General features: G+C 28.7%; 20 protein-coding genes. 8 read left to right on the top strand and 12 right to left on the bottom strand.

Annotation, left to right across the window (positions count from 1 at the left end):
- Window positions 1-90: 90 nt before the first annotated feature.
- Entirely contained in the window at window positions 91-1221 is a 1131-nt protein-coding gene (locus tag ACKI3Q_RS01230) for a putative glycoside hydrolase (RefSeq protein WP_407413502.1), read from the top strand.
- A 75-nt stretch (window positions 1222-1296) separates the two neighbouring features.
- Window positions 1297-2802, top strand: coding sequence for a DUF2142 domain-containing protein (locus ACKI3Q_RS01225; RefSeq protein ID WP_407413501.1), 1506 nt, complete (start codon window positions 1297-1299; stop codon window positions 2800-2802).
- A 121-nt stretch (window positions 2803-2923) separates the two neighbouring features.
- Here the strand turns inward: ACKI3Q_RS01225 and ACKI3Q_RS01220 are convergent, their stop codons facing one another.
- Entirely contained in the window at window positions 2924-4345 is a 1422-nt protein-coding gene (locus ACKI3Q_RS01220; protein WP_407413499.1) for a DUF2142 domain-containing protein, read from the bottom strand.
- 270 nt (window positions 4346-4615) lie between these two features.
- On the opposite strand from ACKI3Q_RS01220, the gene ACKI3Q_RS01215 reads away from it, so the two are divergent.
- Window positions 4616-5938: a DUF2142 domain-containing protein gene (locus ACKI3Q_RS01215; RefSeq protein ID WP_407413497.1), complete on the top strand. Its 1323-nt coding sequence runs from the start codon at window positions 4616-4618 to the stop codon at window positions 5936-5938.
- On the opposite strand, the gene ACKI3Q_RS01210 is transcribed toward ACKI3Q_RS01215, so the two are convergent.
- Window positions 5935-6969, bottom strand: coding sequence for an acyltransferase (locus ACKI3Q_RS01210; RefSeq protein WP_407413495.1), 1035 nt, complete (start codon window positions 6967-6969; stop codon window positions 5935-5937). The genes ACKI3Q_RS01215 and ACKI3Q_RS01210 overlap by 4 nt on opposite strands.
- 301 nt (window positions 6970-7270) lie before the next feature.
- On the opposite strand from ACKI3Q_RS01210, the gene ACKI3Q_RS01205 reads away from it, so the two are divergent.
- The 3 genes from ACKI3Q_RS01205 (at window position 7271) to ACKI3Q_RS01195 (ending at window position 10243) form a co-directional block, all read left to right on the top strand.
- Window positions 7271-7711: a GtrA family protein gene (locus ACKI3Q_RS01205; protein WP_407413493.1), complete on the top strand. Its 441-nt coding sequence runs from the start codon at window positions 7271-7273 to the stop codon at window positions 7709-7711.
- 247 nt (window positions 7712-7958) lie between these two features.
- A complete protein-coding gene (purE, locus tag ACKI3Q_RS01200) occupies window positions 7959-8978 on the top strand; it encodes a 5-(carboxyamino)imidazole ribonucleotide mutase (protein WP_407413491.1) in 1020 nt (339 codons plus the stop codon).
- 8 nt (window positions 8979-8986) lie between these two features.
- Window positions 8987-10243, top strand: a complete 1257-nt coding sequence (locus ACKI3Q_RS01195) for a UbiD family decarboxylase (RefSeq protein ID WP_407413490.1) — start codon at window positions 8987-8989, stop codon at window positions 10241-10243.
- Between the two features lie 2 nt (window positions 10244-10245).
- Here the strand turns inward: ACKI3Q_RS01195 and amrS are convergent, their stop codons facing one another.
- The 6 genes from amrS to ACKI3Q_RS01165 form a co-directional block, all read right to left on the bottom strand.
- Window positions 10246-11118, bottom strand: coding sequence for an AmmeMemoRadiSam system radical SAM enzyme (gene amrS, locus ACKI3Q_RS01190; protein ID WP_407413488.1), 873 nt, complete (start codon window positions 11116-11118; stop codon window positions 10246-10248).
- Complete coding sequence (gene thiL, locus ACKI3Q_RS01185; protein WP_407413486.1) at window positions 11108-12022, bottom strand: thiamine-phosphate kinase; 915 nt, start codon at window positions 12020-12022, stop codon at window positions 11108-11110. Before thiL ends, amrS begins: the two co-directional genes overlap by 11 nt.
- An 83-nt stretch (window positions 12023-12105) precedes the next feature.
- On the bottom strand, window positions 12106-13635 hold the full coding sequence (locus ACKI3Q_RS01180; RefSeq protein ID WP_407413484.1) for an adhesin: 1530 nt from the start codon (window positions 13633-13635) through the stop codon (window positions 12106-12108).
- 86 nt (window positions 13636-13721) lie between these two features.
- A complete protein-coding gene (cfbA, locus tag ACKI3Q_RS01175) occupies window positions 13722-14201 on the bottom strand; it encodes a sirohydrochlorin nickelochelatase (protein WP_407413482.1) in 480 nt (159 codons plus the stop codon).
- Between the two features lie 94 nt (window positions 14202-14295).
- The gene (cfbA, locus tag ACKI3Q_RS01170) at window positions 14296-15198 is read right to left on the bottom strand and encodes a sirohydrochlorin nickelochelatase (RefSeq protein ID WP_407413480.1); all 903 of its coding nucleotides are present in this window, start codon (window positions 15196-15198) and stop codon (window positions 14296-14298) included.
- Window positions 15199-15283: 85 nt separating this feature from the next.
- Window positions 15284-15682, bottom strand: a complete 399-nt coding sequence (locus ACKI3Q_RS01165) for a Zn-ribbon domain-containing OB-fold protein (RefSeq protein ID WP_407413478.1) — start codon at window positions 15680-15682, stop codon at window positions 15284-15286.
- Window positions 15683-15864: 182 nt separating this feature from the next.
- On the opposite strand from ACKI3Q_RS01165, the gene ACKI3Q_RS01160 reads away from it, so the two are divergent.
- Both ACKI3Q_RS01160 and ACKI3Q_RS01155 read left to right on the top strand, forming a co-directional pair.
- Window positions 15865-16812 (top strand): hypothetical protein, encoded by a 948-nt coding sequence (locus tag ACKI3Q_RS01160; protein ID WP_407413476.1) that lies wholly within the window; start codon window positions 15865-15867, stop codon window positions 16810-16812.
- Window positions 16802-17680 (top strand): hypothetical protein, encoded by an 879-nt coding sequence (locus tag ACKI3Q_RS01155; RefSeq protein WP_407413474.1) that lies wholly within the window; start codon window positions 16802-16804, stop codon window positions 17678-17680. The genes ACKI3Q_RS01160 and ACKI3Q_RS01155 overlap by 11 nt, the downstream gene beginning before the upstream one ends.
- Here the strand turns inward: ACKI3Q_RS01155 and ACKI3Q_RS01150 are convergent.
- The 4 genes from ACKI3Q_RS01150 to ACKI3Q_RS01135 form a co-directional block, all read right to left on the bottom strand.
- Window positions 17677-18933: a magnesium transporter gene (locus ACKI3Q_RS01150; RefSeq protein WP_407413472.1), complete on the bottom strand. Its 1257-nt coding sequence runs from the start codon at window positions 18931-18933 to the stop codon at window positions 17677-17679. The two genes, ACKI3Q_RS01155 and ACKI3Q_RS01150, sit on opposite strands and share 4 nt — an antisense overlap.
- A gap of 40 nt (window positions 18934-18973) precedes the next feature.
- Window positions 18974-19573 (bottom strand): potassium channel family protein, encoded by a 600-nt coding sequence (locus ACKI3Q_RS01145; RefSeq protein WP_407413470.1) that lies wholly within the window; start codon window positions 19571-19573, stop codon window positions 18974-18976.
- Between the two features lie 11 nt (window positions 19574-19584).
- Window positions 19585-20658: a precorrin-3B C(17)-methyltransferase gene (cobJ, locus tag ACKI3Q_RS01140; protein ID WP_407413468.1), complete on the bottom strand. Its 1074-nt coding sequence runs from the start codon at window positions 20656-20658 to the stop codon at window positions 19585-19587.
- A 4-nt stretch (window positions 20659-20662) separates the two neighbouring features.
- A partial coding sequence (locus ACKI3Q_RS01135; protein ID WP_407413466.1) for a hypothetical protein occupies window positions 20663-21152 on the bottom strand: 490 nt, incomplete at its 5' end.

Raw genomic sequence — 21152 nt, 5'->3', positions numbered from 1 at the left:
AAAAAACAAAAAAGAATATAAAAGAGTATTAAAAAAGACAATATAAGTGATATAATAGGAGGACTATTTATTTATAAAAAATTGTTAATAATGTTATTAACACTGTTTTTTATTTTTTCAATTGCAGCTGTATCATCAGTTGATACAGACTTGTCTGATAATAATCATGATACAAATAACCGTGGTGTTAATTATGGGATGCAAGAAATCAATCACCACCAATTAAATAATAATCTGAATATGCATTCCATTTCAAAAAATAATAATATATTCGAACAATTAAACAACTATATTCCTAAAGAATTCAGAAATTATACTATGTTCGATACTTTTAATAACCTACATAAAGAATTTAGAAATTCTGATATGTTCAAACCTTTTAATGACTTTATTCCTAAAGAATTTAAAAATTTTGATTTATTGGAATTTTTACATCTTAAACCGGCAAAAAAATATGGATATTGGGTATTGTCTGAAGATATGTATAATGTCAATCTTGATGAACTATCAAATAATGGAGTTAATGTCATATTTCTCAATTCATATGCATTCACACAATATGGTCAAAGAGAGGTATTAGACTGGATCAAAGATGCAAATAGCCATGGCATTGAAGTTCATATTTGGATGCAAATTTTCTATACGGGTAATTGGATAGAACCAGTTAAAAATGGAGTGCCGGATAATCAGTATTTCAACTACAAAATTGATGAAGCCAGACACTATGCTAGTCTTGATGGTGTATCAGGAATACAAATGGATTATATAAGATTTGATGGTGATGCTTATAAATTCAAAAATGGAACATTCGCAGTTAATGAATTTGTTAAAAACTTTACAAAAGCTGTAAAGGATGAAAATCCTTCATTAACAGTGTCAGCGACGGTTATGCCTGAAACTGATAATGGTGCATATTTTTATGGGCAAGATGCACATACAATGGGTAAATATGTCGATGTAATTATTCCTATGATGTATAAAGGAAATTATGAAGAAAATAGTTCATGGATTTTAAATACGACACAATGGTATGTCAACAACTCAGGAAATGCAGAAATATGGGTAGGACTGCAAACATATCGCTCTGATGATAATGTCACAAATACTCCTGCAGATGAACTAATAAAAGATGGACAATTAGGTTTTGATGGTGGGGGTAAAGGAGTAATATACTTTAGATATGGACTAAGTCAAGAATTAGACCACAAAAAACTGCATTAAAACACTTGTAAGTATTAAATGTAAGAATCATAATGTTTGGAAAAATTAAATATACTGATTAATGGATTAAATACCATGATAAATTTAAATTTAAAAAATCAATATTTTATATTAATTTATTTATCCATATTATGTATTTTTACATTATGTTTCTTAACAAAAGAGGATTATTTATCTCCATTTTTTGAAATAGGTATTTTAATACTGGTTTTTATTATTGGAGCATTCTCTTTATATTATTACACACAAAATGAAAATAATCTCCATAAAGTTGCATTCATAATAATACTGCTTTTTGGAATCACATGTATTTTCATAACTCCAATTAACGACGTGTCTGACGAACAAGAACATTTTATCAGATCAGAAATAGTATCAACAGGTAAAATATCTACTGATTATATTCAAATTCCAAATACAACTGCATATGGTTATCAAACAATAAAATCATTAACTGTTTTTTGTGATAGTGCTGGATTAAATGTTTTTAATACTAATGTTGACGATGCAAAAATTGATTATACTCCATCATACTTCAACTCAGCATTCTCTCAAAATCCATTTTACTCTTATCTTCCACAGGCCATAGGAATATTTCTTGCAAAATTATTGGATTTAAATGCTATTTGGATGTTATGGCTTGGAAGATTATTTAATTTAATATTATATGCAAGCATCATTTCTTTAGCAATACGTAAAACACCTATATTGAAGTTTCCAATGCTAGTAGTCTCAATTCTACCATTAGCAATATATCAGGCAGCTTCATTAAGTGTCGATGGAATGTTTTCATCCCTGGCTTTACTCGCATTTTCTTATTTTTTATATTTTTATAAAACACCAAAAATCAAATGGAAGGATTTAGGAATCTTTTATATCGCCATAATATTATCCGGACTATTGAAATCCCCATTTTTAGCTTTAAGCTTATTAATATTTTTAGTTCCAAACAGTCACTTTGAAAATAAAACTCAAAATATAATATCAAAATTAGCTATTTTACCTACTTTTGCTATCGGATTTGCCTGGAGCAGTTATGCGACAAGAGCATTGGTGAATTCATGGCGAGGTGAATATTTTATAAATAATCATATTAATGCTACGGAACAAACTAATTATTTAATAAATCATCCAAAATTTGCTTTTGAAAGATTTTTAAATGTATTTACTCAATTTCCTATCATTGCAGATAGATTCTTCTACTTCTCAAATGATGTGCGCCAATATTCATCAACTTTACTAGCTACACTTTATGCAATATTTTTCCTAGTATTTTCATTTATATATCCTTTAGATGAAAAATTTAATATAAAAACTAGAATTGAAGGATTTTTAATAGGATTTTTGATATATATTGGTGTTATTGGTGTTCAATATTTAACCTGGGCTAATGTTGGTGCTAACAGCGTTGTTAATGGTGTATTCGCAAGATATTTCATGCCGTTATTAATTTTCGTTCCGTTTATTATAAACACTGATTTATTTGAATATGATAAAAAGAAATTATCCTTATTATTCCTAACAATAGCTATGGGATTTATTGGCGGAATGATAATGCTTACTGTGACAGTAAAATACTAAATAAATTGGCGATGCAATGAATAACTGAACCAATATTCACTAAGATAAATCCATATTCATTTTTAATTGAAAAATTCTTCTTTAATGTTATTAATTTCTATATTCATTATTATATGATAATTTAGTAAAATAACACAGCAATAAATATTAAATTAATTATTAAAAAAATTACAATTGATGTAATGGTTATCAAGTCTATATTTCTGATTTTTTTATCATTAATATTAAAAATCAAGGGCAATAACATTAAAATTGGGAAATAATATATTATATCGATTCCTGTTTCTAAATTAATTATTCCTTTTGATAGAGATATAACTTGCAAACCTATAATTGTTATTATCAAGATTATTGCAATAATTGCCTTTTTATTTCGGGTTAATTGTCCTTTAATTGGATAAAATAGAATAAATAATACAATAAAAATCAAATAGGAATAGTTGAATAACATTAATGGATGATTATTAAACACAGGGAATAAATTAATTTGCATAGCTATTTGATTAGGAATCTTTATTATTGAAATTATGGATGAATAATCAGCAATAACAAATTTCAACTGGCTAAAGCTAATGTAACTATTAAATTTTACCCATAATAAAAGAACTATCAATGTTAATATAATTGATGGGATTATTGAATGATATTTATTGTTTTTGAATTTATTATGTGGTATTATTAATAGCAATAGAATTAATGATCCAAAAACAGGTTGCCCCAATGTTAAAATCAAGACTAATAATGTGTAAATTAATATTTCCTTATTTGTAATTGAAAAATCTTTAGATTTATATAAATTTAGCAAATATGCTATTACAACTAAAGTGAAACTATAAACAAATGCATAACCGCTACATGTTGATGCTAAAACAATTGATGCTGGAAAACATGCTATAACCACCATATGCATTTTTAAACAAGGAGTTTTTCTAATGGCAATGCATGATAATGCGGCATATAATAATAAATTGCAAATCCTTGCAAACCAAAGCATATAAATATTATTTAAATTTAAAATTTTTGCTAATTCAATACCTATTGCCTGAGCGACATATAAATAAAAAATATTATCCTTAAAATCCAGGTTGTATGAAACTTTTGTGTAGTTTATATTTTTATTGTCCCAATCTGTAGTAAATAAAGTTTTTTCTTTAGGCAAATTGGCAGCCGAAGCAATTGTTACATATCCTGAAGCATTGTTTTGACTATCAACATGTCCTGGAAATAAGACACCCTGCGAAGTAATTTCAGAATGTACAAATTCACTTTTTTCATGTGCAATACTACCCATAGGAGATAAAAATACAAACATCAGTCCAAATAATAGAATGATTATTAATGCAGTTTTATATAATTTTTTGGTATTTATATAATATGTAACTGAAATTATGGCAATTATTAAAGAAATAATAACTATGACTATTTCATTTAATGGAGAATTATAACTGTCTGCAGAAAATAAAACAAATGTAGCAATTAATGTGATTATGACTAATGCAACATAGTATCTTTTATATTGTAAATATTTATTAAAATCCTTCAATTTTATCTCCATTAACTTTTATATTTTTTATTGTTTTTTAAATTTGCCATATATTTAAATAAAATTCATTATAAATATATGATTATGGTAAACTTAAATGCTAGCATTATTAAAGATAAAAAGAATTATTTATTAGTTTATTTTATTTTTATAGCTATTTTTTATGCTAGTTTTTCTAATTTAGAAAAAAATATGAATTTTCATTTTGAATTGATTATAATATTGATTTTATTAGTTTCTGGAATTTTCATTTTATTATATTCATCAAATATGAAACTGTATAAGGTTAGTTTTATCATTATTCTGATATTTGGGCTGATAATGACTTTAACCACTCCAGTATTAATCGTGTGTGATGAAAGTGAACATTTTGCCAGAAGTGATTTGACTGCCCAGGGTATATTAAATCCTGAATATGTAAATGAGGGATATGGTGTTACTCATCTTTGTAATCAGTTGTTTAGTCATAGTGGAGAAACATTTTTTAATAATAATTTAATTAACGAAAAGATTGATTCTTCAATCAGCTTTTATGATAGCTGTTTTGCTCATAATCCATTTTATGCCTATTTGATTTCGGCATTTGGTATATTTTTAGCTAAATTATTGGATTTAAATGTTATTTGGGCAATGTGGTTAGGTAGATTCTTTAATTTATTATTTTATGCTATAGTTTGTAGTTATTCCATTAAAAAAGCTCCTGTTTATAAAATTCCATTATTTATTGTGTCATGTATTCCTTTATCTATTTATCAGGCAGCATCTTTCAGTGCTGATTGCTTTATAATTTCAGTTTCAATTTTTTCAATAGCACAGTTTATTTATTTATACAAATCATCTAAAATTACAATTACTGATTTAAGCATATTTTTTGGAAGTGTTCTTCTCATATCACTTTTTAAAGTTCCATATGTATTGTTTAGTTTTTTTATTTTATTAATTAAAAGGGATAAATTTGATTCAAAAAATATTTTTTTATTATCAAGAATACTTCCAGTTATTCTATTGGGCATAAGTTTGGTATACACCTCTTATGCTTCAGTTTTACTTCTTAACTCTGCAAGAAGAGATTATTTTATAGAAAATAATGTTAATTCTTCTTTACAATTGAATAATTTATTAAATTATCCATTTAAAACAATGTTGTTAGTTTCATCTATTTTTACTTTTACAATTGGAATGATAACTGATCTTTTTAGATTTTCCCACGGATATTGGACTTATGAATCACCTCTGTTATACGGTTTATTTTTTATTTTCTTTATATTTGTTTGTATTACCTATAAAGAAGAGGATTTTTCATTTAGTAAAAAAAATAGACTATTCTTTTTTATTATAGTGTTTTTAATATATTCTGCCATCATATTGATTCAGTATTTGAGCTGGGCTCCTGTTGGTTATGAAAAATTGGACATGATTATTGGGGTTTATAGTAGATATTACATTCCATTATTAGTATTATTCCCATTAATTTTCAAATCCGATAGATTGTCTTCAGTAATTAATATTAAAAACTATGATTTAAAAATCATTTTATGTTCTTTGATATTCTTATCTGGAAGTATAATACTTACTTTATCTAAATTCTATTAATCATATCCTGAGAATTTATTGAGATACGGGATTTTTGAAGTTATTAAAACAATGATCCATGATATTACAAATATTAAGACGGAACCTGCTATTAGTGTTAAAAATACTTTTGTACCGCTACCTGTAACTGGAACATAATTAAAGAATAATAAATTAACAAATATATGAACAAAAAAAATCCCATAACATGAACGACTAATGGATGTTATTATTCTTTTAACTTTAGTTAACTTAAATGGTAAATATTTTACAAATAAGAAGACACTACTTACTTGTATTATTCTAACAATACTGACATCAATGAATGATGCTATTCCTAAAGGTAAATTTGTAAATATAAGTAGCAATCCATGAGATTCAGCAAATAAAACTTCAATTGTTGAGGTAATAATGAATAGGATAATTGAAACAATAAAAATTAAATTTTTATTTTTAAATTCAATTCTTGATAATAAATATCCTAAACTCAAATAACCTACAGGTGTGATGAAGAATCTTAAGTCAATAAATGTATAACGGCCAAATATTATTAATGTTTGATAGAGAATTGATGAAACAATAAACAAAAGGACAAGATATTTTGATGCATTAATGTCATCAGTTTTTATATAGGCATTAATTACAGGAATTATGAAATATGCACCTATCATTAACCAAAAATACCAAGTATGAGGAAAATTAAACAGATTTGTGTATATTATACTTGGTTCTATTGGTGTATTAGTTATCAAATAGGGATATATTACGGCGAATATAATAAAAATAATCCATAATATGTATGGTGGAATTATTCTGCTGAATCTTCTTTTCAAAAAAGCGGCGGTAGATTCGTAATCTCTATTTAAAAGTAATGTTCCAGTAACCATCAAGAAAATTGGAACTGCAAATTTGAATATTTCACCAAAATTTGATATTAATATGCCTTTAATTTCAGAAGTATTCCCAAGAGCAGTAACATGGATAAATACAACGCCAAAAATTGCTAAAAATTTTAAAATGTCCAAGTAATAAATTCTCTCTTTTCCATACATAAATATTAATATTAACTTTACTAATAATAAAAATTATCTTTGGAAGTTAATAGTGGCTCTGTATAAAATTGTCATGAAGATATTTACTCTATTTAATTATTTAAAAACCCATTAATATTTAACATTAATTAATAGGTTAGTTAATCTTATAGAATCCGATGTTGTTCCAAAATACCTTTAATGACATTAGTTTTATTACCATTAATATTCTAATTATATAATAATGAAGAAATTAATTAATTATAGTAACTACAATTAAAATATTTTCATCAAGTTCTATAATGTTTATTTGTTATATTAGGTGTGTGATTTAATGAATGATTTAATCAGGAAACTATTCGTTGATAAAACTGACAATATTTTCTTACAATTTTTTAGATTCATTTTTGTTGGTGGAACAGCATTTATTATTGATTTTTCTATTTACATTCTATTATGCTATCTTGGCATAAATTATTTAATTTCCGCTGCAGTAGCATTTTTCATATCTGTTATTGCAAATTACATTTTATCAACATCTTGGGTATTTAATCAAAGCCAGATTGAGAATAGAGCTGTAGAATTTAATATATTTTTAGCAATAAGTATTGTGGGTTGGATATTTACAGAGATACTTCTTTACTTATTCGTTGATATTCTTAGCCTAGGCCTTATTTTGTCAAAAATTATTGCATCATTTTTAGTTCTATTCTGGAACTTTGGAGCACGTCGCCTAATGTTTTATGGTAAAAAATTAAATTAAAAGCTTTAATAATTGATTTGAATGGAGTGTAATAAAGTTAACTGATGAATTTTCATTTTTCTTCTAAAACATTTCTTTTTGTCCAGTTTAAGTTGTTTAATCTTATTTGTCTTTTTGTGCATTTGTATGTTCTGAAGATTCTTTTTATCCGCAACATTAGTATTAAGATTTATTGGTTTTTATTAAAATATTAATATATAAAAAATCATATTATTAAGTAATATTAATTTGTGATGAAGGTATTTAAATGGTTCCAAAAGTGATGATTATTTTAGGCAGCGGTTCAGATATTGCTGTTGCTGAAAAAAGTATGGATATTTTAGAAAAATTAGAAATTCCCTATAGTTTAAAAATCGCATCAGCCCATAGAACACCAAATCTTGTTCGTGAACTTGTAAAACAAGGTACTAATGCGGGAATTGAAGTTTTCATAGGAATTGCAGGTCTTGCAGCACATTTACCTGGAGCAATAGCTGCTTATACTCCTAGACCAGTTATTGGAGTTCCCGTTGATGTTAAAACAGGCGGTATTGATGCTCTTGATTCATGTGTTCAAATGCCTTATCCTTCACCGATTGCAACGGTTGGTATTGACAGGGGAGATAATGGTGCAATTTTAGCTGCTCAATTTTTGGGCATACATGACAGTGAAATTCGCCAAAAGGTCATTAATTTAAGAAATGAATACAAGAAAAAAGTTTATGACAGTAATAAAATTGTCGAAGATTATAAAGATAAAAAATACCTTGTTAAAGATTATTTAAATGTTGAAAACTTAAAAATTGAAGACGAGGAACTCAATATAGAAAAGAACCATATTGACCCAGATGCAGAAGTTGCAATTATCGTTGGCAGACAATCTGATTTAGTAGTTGCTAAAAAAGTAGCTGCTACTCTAGACAGACTTAAAATTAGCCATAATATGAAAGTTGTATGTCCAATAAGATCAAATAAAAAATTCAAAAGTTATGTGGCCTCTGTTAAAAACTCAAAAATATTCATTGGAATTAGTTCAAACTCATCACAAGTTACCGGGGCTTTAGTTGGCCTTACTGACAGACCTGTTATTGGTGTTCCATGTGAAAATGAACTTGGAAGAGAACATATGCTTACAACTGTCAACATGCCGCCGGGCGTTCCTGTAGCAACTGTAGGTATAAATAATGGAAGAAATGCAGGAGTTCTAGTAGGTGAAATACTTTCAATTAAAGATACTAATATTATTGAAATTTTAACAAAACTAAAAGATAAAAAAATTAATTTGTAGGGATTAAGATGAATATTGAAAATGAAAATATTATTGAAATTACAGAAGAATTATCATCCGAATTTGAGATATCTCGCGTTTTAAGAGATTATCCTAAAGATACGGTTATTATAAAAAATGTTAAAGGATTTGACATGCCTGTCATTTCAGGTATCTGTAATACCCGTGACAAAATAGCTAAATCAATTAACTGTGAAGTATCTGAAATTACTGAAAAAATTATTGAAGCTAGTGACAATCCTATAAAAGTAGATAAATTCACTGATTTTAGTGAATATGACTCTTTAGAAATTGATTTGGATAAAATACCTATTTTAACTCATTATAAAAGAGACGGAGGTAAATACATTACTGCAGGTGTTGTCTTTGCACGTGACCCTGTAAGCGGTATTCAAAATGCATCAATTCACAGGATGATGGTTCTAGACAACAAAAGACTTGTTATCAGAATTGTCCCAAGAAACCTTTATACCTACTTCCAAAATGCTCAAAAAGCAGGAAAAGACTTAGACATTGCAATTGCCATCGGAATGGATCCAGCAATTTTACTTGCAAGTACAACTTCAATCCCTATCGATTACAATGAAATGGATGTTGCAAACGCATTTAAAGACGGCCAGTTAACATTGATTAAATGTGGAGATTTGGAAGTACCTCAGGCAGACATTATCCTAGAAGGTAAAATTTCCGTGACAGAAACTGTTCGTGAAGGTCCATTTGTTGATTTGACAGATACTTATGATATTATTCGTGACCAACCGGTAATTAACTTAGAAAAAATGCATATTAAAAAGGATAATCCATGTTATCATGCAATTATTCCTGCCGGATTTGAACATAAATTATTACAAGGTCTTCCTCAAGAACCTAGAATATTTAAATCCGTTAAAAATGCTGTTCCTACAGTTGAAAATGTTGTTTTAACTGAAGGAGGATGCTGCTGGTTACATGCAGCCGTTTCTATAAATAAACAAACCGAAGGAGACGGTAAAAACGCAATTATGGCAGCATTATCTGCTCATCCATCACTTAAACATTGTGTTGTTGTAGACACTGATGTTAACGTGTTCGATGCTGAAGATGTTGAGTATGCAATAGCTACCCGTGTAAAAGGTGACAGAGACATTATGATTGTTCCTAATGTACGTGGTTCATCTCTTGATCCTGTTGCTGAAAGTGATGGTACTACAACCAAAATTGGTGTTGATGCAACAAAATCATTAAAAACATTGGAAAAATTCGAAAGAGTTAGTTTTGGGGAATGAACCTAAATATTTCCCAAATAAACATTTTTTATTCCTTTTTTTATAGCAATTTCTCGAGCCTCATACAATATTTCAGGATTAGTAGGCTCTATATCCATCATTTTATAGTATGGAAAAGCTCTCGAAAAGTGCACTGGAACATCAACAGACAATTCATCAACAACAAAATCACATAACAGTTCTATTTCTTCTTGTGAATCATTATAATCATTAATTATTAGGTTTGTTACTTCCAGGTGTTTACCTGCAAGATAAATGCTTCTTAAATTATCTAAAACTATATCCAGATCTGCACCACATATTTTTTTATAGAATTTTTCAGACATGGATTTCAAGTCTATATTGAATGCATCTACAAAAGTCAAAATTTCACCAAGGGACTGGCTTGACATGTAACCGTTGCTTACATAAATCACCTTCAGGTTTTTTGACTTTGCAAGCAGAGAAGTTTTTTTGTTGAAAGGTAAGTGTATAGTAGGTTCATTATAGGTCCAAGCAATTGACTTACAATTATATTTAAGTGCATTTTCCACAATCGTTTCTGGTTGTATTTTAATGCCATTACCAAAATTTCTATAATCATGTGAAATAGTATAGTTCTGGCAGTGCAAACAAGTCATATTACACCCAAAACCACCGATTGAATAGGTGAAAGTGCCTGGCATGAACTTATTTAAAGGCTTTTTTTCAACAGGGTCCGGGCTTAAAGAAGATACAATACCATAACTCAAGTCAAAAAGTTCTCCGTTTATATTTCTATGCTGTTTGCAGACTCCAACATTGCCCTCCGCAATTTTACAGTAATTAGCACAAATCTCACATCTAATTTTCTGTGTCTTGGAGCTCTTTTTATACAAATCCTGACTAACTAACATAATGATTGTACCCCCTATTTTCTATTTTTCTAACTTCACCATTACTTAATGTGATTTGGATTCTGTCTGAATCATTAACTTCACCAATAACAATATAATCAATATCCAAATCATTATCTTTGTCAATTGTAAAAAGCAATTCAAAATCTTCTCCAACATGTAAAATTAAATCCAAATAATTTAAACCTAATTCAGAAGAAATAACCTTAAATTCATCAGATATTCCAATTTTTTCTTCATAAATCATGAAACCTAATGAATCTGGCTTCATTTCATACAATTCAGAAGCCAAACCATCCGTAATATCCGTGGATGATGTTGCACCAGCATTGTTAATAATAATACCTTCTTTTAATCTAGCTAAAGGCTCCAAAGCTTTTTTTGTATATATATTATCCTCTTTAAGATTAAAACCCAATGCAGCAAGACCAATATCTCCGGTAATACAGATTAAATCCCCTACCTTAGATGTATCTTTCATCAATGGATTATCACATACACCTAAAGCAGTTCCGGAAATAATAATTTCAGATGCTTCATTAGTATCTCCACCAATCAAAGGTATTTTATAATAATCACATGCATTAACTACACCTTCAATTATTTTTTTAAAGTCATTAACCTCCAAATCTTTAGGTAGGGCTATTGAAAGTAAAAAGCCTATAGGATTAGCACCCATAGCAGCAAGGTCACTAACATTGACAGTTACCGCTTTAAAACCCATCTGAAAATAGGACATTTCTCGAGGAAAATGTTTTGATGCTATAAGCATGTCACAAGTAGAAATAAGATTAGTGTCACTAAATTTTGTAATAGCTGTATCATCTGGAATAATATCTGATGATTTAGATAAAATATAGTTAATTAATTCTTTTTCACCAATATCTGAGACTTTTAAGGCCATGTATATTAGTATTAATTTTAAAATAAATAAATCTTAAGAAAAAAAGTAAAAAAAATTAATGTGAAAAAATCACATTAATAAGTCTATTCAACAATTCTAATAGTATTCATAACCCATAATTCTGAATAATATCCATCATCTACCACACCAAACATGAATAATCCATTAAAACCAACAGGGAAATCTTGTCCGATTGTTACAAGACCGTTTTGATCAGGGAAATTCCTAGCCTGATGAGTTTCATTTAAAACACAATAACCATAATGGTTTCCCGTGATAGGATTACCGGAATTCTTCTCGGTTAGATAGAATTTTATTGGATTTAAATATTTTACCTCATAGGATTCCAGTTTAATAGCAGGAGTTATTCTTACATTAATAAGATTGGATACTTTACATCCTTCAAAATCAGCAGTTATAATATAATCTCCAGGTTGTAGATTAATATTTAAAGAAGCAGTACCATTTTCATTACTTTTTCTATTATATAATACTCCATTAATATTAAATTTTACATCTTTATTTTTGGCTAAACTGCCATCATCATTGTAAAGGGTTACAGTATATTTAGAACCGGAATTATATTCAATAGAAATGTTACCTTCTTTTTGGGAATTTTTAACTACGATTTTACTTAAAACCTCAACAGTATTGGACATTTGTTCTGTAGTAACAGGATTGATAGCTGTCAAAATATATTTTCCAGCATTTAAATTAATATTTAATTTTGCAGTACCATTTTCATTAGTTTTACGATTATAAAATACTCCATTAATATTAAATGTTACATTAGTGTTAGCTAACGGATTGCCTTTGTTATCTGTGAAATTAGCATAGTATTGGGTTCCATTACGATACATTTTTTTAATATTTTCCCCACGGATTGTTGATAAAACTGTTATATTATTAGATATTTGAAGACCGTTTGATCCGATTGCAGTTATAACATAATTACCAGGATTCAAATTAATATTCAGTCTTGCAATACCATTTTGATTGGTTGTACGATTATAAAAAACCCCATTAATATTTAATTGTACTCCATCATTAGCCAATGGATTACCTTGACCATCTAAAGCCAAGATATAGTATTGAGTACCGTTTTTATAATATTTCACTACATCTCTGCTGATTAATGTTGGTAATACGGTAACGTTATTCAAAGCAATTTCACTAGTTACCGGATTAGTTACCTTAATAACATAATCTCCCGGATTTAAATTAATGGAAAATTTCATAGTACCTGATGAATTAGTAGTTCTATTATAACTTTGACCATTAATTTCAATAGGAATCAGTTGATTAACTAACGGATTACTTTCAGCATCATAAAAAGTAGCTTCATACTGTGAATCGTTTTTATAATATTTAACTAAATCACTAGATTCAATTGAAGAATTACTTGTATTTTCAACTACATCACTTCCTTCAGAACTTTTTTCCTGAATTAAGCTTGCTTCATTAATAATATTAGTAGAAATAATATCATTAGAATTTAAATCCCCACTAACTATATCAGTTCCATTATCACTAGCTATGTTTTCTGCACTTACTGCAGACAACGAAAGAGTTAGTAGGATAATGGAAATTATAAAAATATATTTAAAATTCATCATATCACACATTTTTTTTCTCTTATAATGTAATATGATTATGACTTAATTAATATAACTTTCTAAAAAAAATAATAAAAGAACATTTATAAATGTTCTGAAATTCTATCCTTAATAATATCGTACAATCTTGTATCAATACCAAGAGGATCTGTTAAGATTATCTCACCATCAAATTCAAATTCTTCTTCATCTTCATCATGATGGTGGTGATGATGATGTCCGTGGTCATGACCGTGCCCATGATGGTGGTGATGATGACCATGTGCATCTTCTTCCTTATAATCACTTTCAATTCCAAGTAATGACGGAATATCTCTTTTTGTGTGAAGTCCATGAGCAACAAATACAGGAACTACAATAATTCTTTCCAAATCATTATTTTCCGTTAATTTATTAATAGTTTCAGGAATTCCAGGTTTTCTAATTTCCATAAACCCATATTCAACAGCAGAATTAGGGAATTCTTCTTTAAACATATCAGTATAAGCTTTGATTACTTCTTCACCATCATCCAATCTGCTACCATGGCTTAAAAGTAAAATTCCAGTTTTTTCGTCAATCATAATAACATCTCATATTTAATTATTACTACTTTATATTTAAAAATATTTAAAGTTTAATTAATCAATGAAAAAAAGAGAAGTTATAAGTTAATAATTATAATGCATTATTAACTTTTTTAACTAAAATATCTATTAATATATCGTCTGCTTTAATAGGCTCAGGATATAATATTTCCCCATCAAAATCTATTGTTGTTAAATCGTGATGGTGGTCATGACCATGCTCATGGCCGTGGTCATGATGGTGATGATGATCATGGGAGTGACCTTCATTTAAACCTAAAATTGTAGGAATATCATTAGTCGTGTGAACTCCAGGAGCAATGAATACAGGAATGACAATTAATCTCTCAATTTCATTTTCAGTGACTAAAGCATCAATAGCTGTAGGAATATTTGGCTCTTCTAATTCCATAAATCCAAAATTACATGGGAAATCAGTATTTTTTTCAAATTTAGCAAATAATGCTGAAGTAAATTCCTTGTTATATTTCAATCTACTTCCATGTGAAACAAGTAAAACACCAGTTTTTGCATCTTCATCCAGTTTGGATTCAGCCAATACTTCATCAATTCTTTTATCAATGAATTTAAGTAAATCATCATCAGGCCCAATAGGAGGCAATAATTCAATTTCACCGTCAAAATCAACATCATCTGCAATAGACAAATAATGATTTTCCGGATAGTTACCGTCAGGGCATCTAGGATCTTCTTCCAATGGTTCTAACCCCAAAAGAATTGGAATATCAATATTGGTATGAATTCCCGGAGCTAAAAAAACAGGAAGTGCAATAATTTTATTCAATTCATCGACTTCATCTTTTAAAATATCGACCGCACCTGCAATGCTTGGCTCGGAAACCTTCATATAACCAACTTCTGTTGCAAATCCGGTTTTATCAATAAATTTATCTTTAATTTCTGTAAAAGTAATCTCACCATAAGGCAAACTACTACCATGACTAATGAGTATAATTCCGTTATTACTAATCATGATATTAATATTAATTAAATATATTATATAAAAGTAGTTATTAAAAAAAGTAGAAAAAAATTAAGGAAAGTATTAATTTCCAAAATTATTTAATTGGTTTAAATTTAAATCCGTAAGAAATAACCCCATCAGGTCCATCTTCAGAAATTCTTCTAAAGACCATTTCTACAGGATCACCAATTTCAATATTATCAACATCACAGTCAACAAGTTGTGAAGTTAATTTAGCACCTTCTTCCAATTCAATAACTGCAACCGCATATGGTGCCATTTTTTTGAAATCATCTGGAGGTGACCTAATTACAGAATAAGTATAAATTTTTCCTTTACCTGAAAATTGGAATGGTTCTAATTTCCCTTTTCTCCTACAATTTGGGCAAACAACACGTGATGGGAAAAATACATCACCGCATGTATTACATTTTGAACCAACAAGATTATATCTTTGTTGTATATGACGCCACATTCTAACAGTATCTGACATGTGTATCCTCCAAAATTATCTTTAATTATTACTAATATTATATCATATAATATAAAAAATTAACCTATATTTCCAAATTAGAAATTAGATAAAGTTTTGAAAAATCATATATAAAGAATTGAAAAAATCACACAATCGCACTTCAAAAATTAATTTAAAAAACATTATTCTTATTTTATTTTATGTATTCTAAAACAGATAACAAAGGAAATATAATAACAGGAACAACATTAATTTTAGTTGTTTCAATAATTTTAATGATAATTTTTATTGTTAATACTTTAAATTATATGGAAAGTGAAAATATCAATTCAATATCAAGTGATAATTTCAAATACATCATTAAAGACTACAATAAAAATTTAGAGCATATTGGTAGAGATTCAATAGCTGAAGAGACTGAAAAATTATATTATGCACATATTATTCATGATGCCAAAGGTGACATTAAAAAAATCTTAAACAATAAATTAAAGGATGTCAACAGGGAATATAAGGAAAAATATGGTGTTGATATTCGTTCTGAAGTCATATCAGTGGAAAGTACAGACAGCCCATGGAAAGTATTATTCAAAGTTCGTGTTAAAGCAGATAAAGATAATGAGCAGTTTAACGGTATTCTAGAAAGCAATTCTTCAATAGAAGGTTTAAAGGATCCTCTTCCCTATGCAAAATTGCCTAAAATTTACAGTAACATAAACCATCGCGGAGACAAAATATACTACTTCCAATCATTGGCTCAGTATTTAAGGGCACACAATGTTAAGGGATATGAATCTTATATTTTGGCTACAGCACCATTAACAATTAAAAAATGTCCTTATGATCCTTATACTCATCATGGTGATGGAAATACCCTTAGTGAATGTTTAAAACAAGGTTACTTCCATGAAAGTGCTGACGGCAGCTGTTATTTATGCAGATTAGATGGAAAAGCCATTTGTCCACATTATGGAATGGAAGTCTTTATTCAGACACATACTCCCTTACAAAATGGAAGTGTATCATGCCCTGATCATGTTATATTCCATGATATGTATGAAGGAGAAAAATTAAACAAATTGGATGTAAATAGTCTGATTTTAGACGACTCTCATGCTAAAAAATACGGGTTGGTTCATGATGGATAACAGCGGAAATTTTACACTTGAAATAGTGGTGGTTGGAATAGTCATTTTATTGGTTTTAGGTATTATCGCAATGACTTCTGAAATGTCACATGAAAAAATTTCTAAAAGTGCAGAAAGCAGTAATATAGAAAAATATATAGAAGAAATTGCAGACAGTTTAATAAATGATCCAGGTACTCCAATTAATTGGGAAGACTTTAAACCGAAACGGGTGGGCCTAGCAATTATTAATGGAGATGAAAATGTAATTATGAACAGCATTTCATACTTTAAATTTTTGGAACTTGGTAGAGATTACAACAATCTAGTTACCAAAAAATTATTTAATAATAAGTTTCACTCCAATATGGAACTAAAACCCTATGATACATATATTTCAAGTGTAAAAATAGGTTCAAGTGATGCGGAAAATGGTAATGTTTACAGTACTACACGAGTTGTAAAATGCGATTTTTTCAAAAAATACGTAATTTGTGACTTTTTAAATGATGGAAAGTGCAATCACAACCATAATAAAAAAGATCACAGCTGTAATTACTTTAAAATATTTCCACAAAACCTTAAAAAAACAGATTATTATCTACTTATAGACGACAGTGAAAAGTACGAATGTGAATACTCAATTGACACTACACATTTCAAAAGCCATGCTGGTAAAAAAATAACAAATACAAAAATTTATTTGAATAACGACTTATCAGATTTGTTTGAAGGAAATGACACCAGTTCTATTGTTTTCATTCACTTTAATAAAAAAGATGCAAAAGCCGTTTTAGTAGGTGTCCCAAAAGATTTTGATAAAGATAAATTAAATTATAACTATTTTATTACCCAAACATGTGACTTCACAATAAAAGCCTGGACCTAAATTACCGCTCCAAGAATTAAAATTGATACTGAAATAAGGATTATACTTGATATTGCATCGGTGAGACTTGTTGAAATAGGAATTACAATATTATCTGGGTCATAACCATGATTATATGAGGTAATTGAAATGAAATAAACTAAAAAGACCATTATTGATAAAAGAATAATACCTGAAATTAATGAAATAGATATTATATTAATAAAACCTATTCCTGTTAATCCCAATATCTCAGTTGAATCTTCAGCCAAAAATCCAATAAATGGAAACATTACCAACGCTAAAACATAACAGATTAAAAAATTATGGATAGTTTCACCCTCAGGCTTTTTTAATGGTTCAATCAAACCATAGTGAAGACTAGATGATAATCTAGCACTCAAAATACTAATTAAACTTCCACAAAGACCGGAAAACAGTGGTAATAATGTAAGTAAGCTAGGATTAGTAAGCAATGTTTCTACAGAACCATTCAATACTACACCTGCTGTAACACCTAAAGCGGAACAGACAATTAAAATTGGGATTGATTGTGAAATAATTTTTTTAGACTCGTCAGACTTTTTAATTGCATAAATAAAAGCAGCTATAACAAATAAAATTATAACGGAAAAAATAATATCCTTAATTAATATATTGGTATCAAAAAAGGATAAAATCATTACTGAAATAATAATTGCAGGCAATGTAAATAAATCTCCAAGAGCTGCAATAATTGGAGTTGTAATATTATCCGGATCCCAACCATGGTTGAAACTTTTAAATGAAACAAACATGGTTATAGGTAGCATTATTAAATTGGAAATAATTCCAGCAATAATGCTAATAAATATAAAATCAATTAATGAAATTGATTCAAAATGCAGTAGAATACAGAACAATTTTGCTATAATAGCCAAAAACAAGGACAGTACTAATGTTAAAACAAAAGATGAAATAATATTATTATTCAATTCTTCTGAAAATTTAAATTTCGGAGATATTATACCAATGTGCAGATTAGTTGAAAGTCTTGAAGCAAAAGATCCAAAAATATTTCCTCTCATACCAATAGCGCCTGGAATAATAACTATTAATCCTGGAAATGTTTCTAAGAAAAAGGTCATATTTCCCAAGATTATTCCGGCAAATAAATCTCCTAATGCACAAATTAAAAGAGCTATAAAACTTTCTTTTATTACTGAACTATGTTCTGAAAAGAAGTTCTGAAATGGAGATAGTGAAGTGCGAATCTTCTTCTTTTTGGTTTTCATGTAAATCACTACCCCTATTCATATTATCACTTCTTTGAGTTTAATCTTCGTCTTCTAATTCTTCCGGAATATCTTCAAGTGAACAAGCTGCAGTTGCCAATTTTCTTAAAAGCTCTGCACCTTCATCAGTTCCTTTTAAAAGTAAAATATCATTTGCAAGAATCATAGTATTTTTATCTGGTCCATAAATCCATGATTCTCCTCTTCTAATAGCTATAACCCTCATTCCTGTACGATTAACTAATAATAATTCTCCTAAAGTTTTATTTGCTAAATCAGATTCATCAACTACACTTATTCTAGCAATCATCTTATCTGATTCTTCCATGACCATCTTAAATACAGGATGTGGTTTAATACCTTTAATTACTAAATCGGCTAAATCTTTTGCAGCATTAGCCATACTTTCAGCAGCTTCAGCGATTTCGAGTAATGCTGTCAACTTTTCAGCATCTTCATATGTCCTTGCTGCAACTAATGATTCTTTTTTAATTTCATAATTCATTGCATTTACAGTATTTTCTAAAGCCAATACTTCTTCAGCCGCATCAATACTATTAAATAAAACAGCCGAGTAAGCCAAATCAACCATTAGCTCCGACATGTTTTTCATTTCAATTAAAAGATTTTTAATCGACATTATATTCCCTCTTATAAATCTCTTGGATTATTTTTTAATAAGCATGCTCTTCTCAATTTTAATAAAGTTTTTTTCTTTGATTTTAAATCATCAACTTCTTCCAAAATCTCTTCTATAGGTCCTCTTATACACTCAACCGCTTCTTTTTGATGAGGCCACATACAATCTTTACAGTTCCAAACATTTTTGCCCTTTATCCATTCTCCACCTGTTGATGAATCACCGCATGGATAAAACGGACAATAACAGAAATCACAGTATTGGCCGTCCCAATGACAGGGATAATATTCACATTCACGATTAGGACCATGATCCACTTCTCCATTTAAAAACTTTTCATAATGATTTCTTGAAAGTTCATGAATTGGAGTTCTAATTACATAGCCTCTAGGGGTTATTAATTTATCATCTTGAACATAAGTCAAATCATTTCCAACAATTAATGTACAGGACATGTTTACTATATCTTCTGTTAAATCTTTAACTTTAACAATAGTTTCTTTTGCAGGTTCATAAGTACTATCCACAATACCAATTAAAGCATCTTCTCCTTTAATATCTAAAACACATTGTTTAAATCTCCTAAAAGGTTCTTTACGTGTTTTACTAATAGGATTATAAATAGCCACGATTAAATTGGCTTCAAGAGCATGTTTTAACTTTTTTTCAATTTCAGATAGTGGAGTTAAAATATTGCTTAAACTAATAGCTGCAAAATCATTTAAAGGAGCTCCTAATTTAGATGAAGCGTAATTAAGAGCTGAAACACCAGGATATACCTTTACATTTACATCATCATATTTGGAAAGTATTTGATATAATACATTAGCCATTCCAAATACTCCTGGATCACCTGAACTAATTAATGAAACAACTTGGCCTTCTTTACTTTTTTGAATAGCAACCTCAGCTCTAGCTATTTCATCGCCCATTCCTTTCTTTAAAATTTCTTTACCTTCAATAAGATCATCAATTTGGTCAATGTATTTTTTATAACCGATGATAACATCAGACTCTTCAATAGCTTTTAAAGCACCTAAAGTCATGTTTTCACGATTTTGACCAATTCCTATAACATTAATCATAGTTTCACTTAAATAATTTTAATACAGATTCTACTTGCATTGTATTAGTATCAACTATCAGTTCATCGTTTCTGTATGAAGCAACAGCTTTAACTATTACTTTATATGAAGGTTGTTGACTAATTACAATTTGTCCTGAAGTTGAATTTGGTGCAGCATACCCTAAAGCTTCAATAGTGACATTGAATTTGCCTTCACGAGTATTTTCAACTGTAGTTGCATTCATGGAATCTACATTGACACCATCAACATTCGACAGCTGCTCCATTTTCTGTGCTACATCCTTCTGGTTTGTGAAATTAACTGGAGTTGGGTCCTTAATTAATACATTATTAACGTTTTGAGGATTGAAAATACCTGTTATCTGGGTAACCTGCATATCAATTAATCCCTTTACATCCGGAACTTCAGCTGTGACAATTGTATATGAACTAAATAATCCTACTTCAAAAAATATTATAAATAATACAATCACTAGTAAAATTCTAAGTACT

Source organism: Methanobrevibacter sp. (assembly GCF_045636185.1).
Taxonomy (GTDB): Archaea; Methanobacteriota; Methanobacteria; order Methanobacteriales; family Methanobacteriaceae; genus Methanocatella.
This window is presented reverse-complemented; position numbering and strand designations above follow the sequence as displayed.

Coding starts and splice junctions, on each gene's coding strand:
- ACKI3Q_RS01230 (WP_407413502.1), top strand. CDS start 91: ATGTTATTAACACTGTTTTTTATTTTTTCAATTGCAGCTGTATCATCA.
- ACKI3Q_RS01180 (WP_407413484.1), bottom strand. CDS start 13,635: ATGAATTTTAAATATATTTTTATAATTTCCATTATCCTACTAACTCTT.
- ACKI3Q_RS01195 (WP_407413490.1), top strand. CDS start 8,987: ATGAATATTGAAAATGAAAATATTATTGAAATTACAGAAGAATTATCA.
- cfbA (WP_407413482.1), bottom strand. CDS start 14,201: ATGATTGACGAAAAAACTGGAATTTTACTTTTAAGCCATGGTAGCAGA.
- ACKI3Q_RS01150 (WP_407413472.1), bottom strand. CDS start 18,933: ATGAAAACCAAAAAGAAGAAGATTCGCACTTCACTATCTCCATTTCAG.
- ACKI3Q_RS01145 (WP_407413470.1), bottom strand. CDS start 19,573: ATGTCGATTAAAAATCTTTTAATTGAAATGAAAAACATGTCGGAGCTA.
- ACKI3Q_RS01155 (WP_407413474.1), top strand. CDS start 16,802: ATGATGGATAACAGCGGAAATTTTACACTTGAAATAGTGGTGGTTGGA.
- thiL (WP_407413486.1), bottom strand. CDS start 12,022: ATGGCCTTAAAAGTCTCAGATATTGGTGAAAAAGAATTAATTAACTAT.
- ACKI3Q_RS01225 (WP_407413501.1), top strand. CDS start 1,297: ATGATAAATTTAAATTTAAAAAATCAATATTTTATATTAATTTATTTA.
- purE (WP_407413491.1), top strand. CDS start 7,959: ATGGTTCCAAAAGTGATGATTATTTTAGGCAGCGGTTCAGATATTGCT.
- ACKI3Q_RS01210 (WP_407413495.1), bottom strand. CDS start 6,969: ATGTATGGAAAAGAGAGAATTTATTACTTGGACATTTTAAAATTTTTA.
- ACKI3Q_RS01160 (WP_407413476.1), top strand. CDS start 15,865: ATGTATTCTAAAACAGATAACAAAGGAAATATAATAACAGGAACAACA.
- amrS (WP_407413488.1), bottom strand. CDS start 11,118: ATGTTAGTTAGTCAGGATTTGTATAAAAAGAGCTCCAAGACACAGAAA.
- cfbA (WP_407413480.1), bottom strand. CDS start 15,198: ATGATTAGTAATAACGGAATTATACTCATTAGTCATGGTAGTAGTTTG.
- ACKI3Q_RS01215 (WP_407413497.1), top strand. CDS start 4,616: ATGAAACTGTATAAGGTTAGTTTTATCATTATTCTGATATTTGGGCTG.
- ACKI3Q_RS01165 (WP_407413478.1), bottom strand. CDS start 15,682: ATGTCAGATACTGTTAGAATGTGGCGTCATATACAACAAAGATATAAT.
- cobJ (WP_407413468.1), bottom strand. CDS start 20,658: ATGATTAATGTTATAGGAATTGGTCAAAATCGTGAAAACATGACTTTA.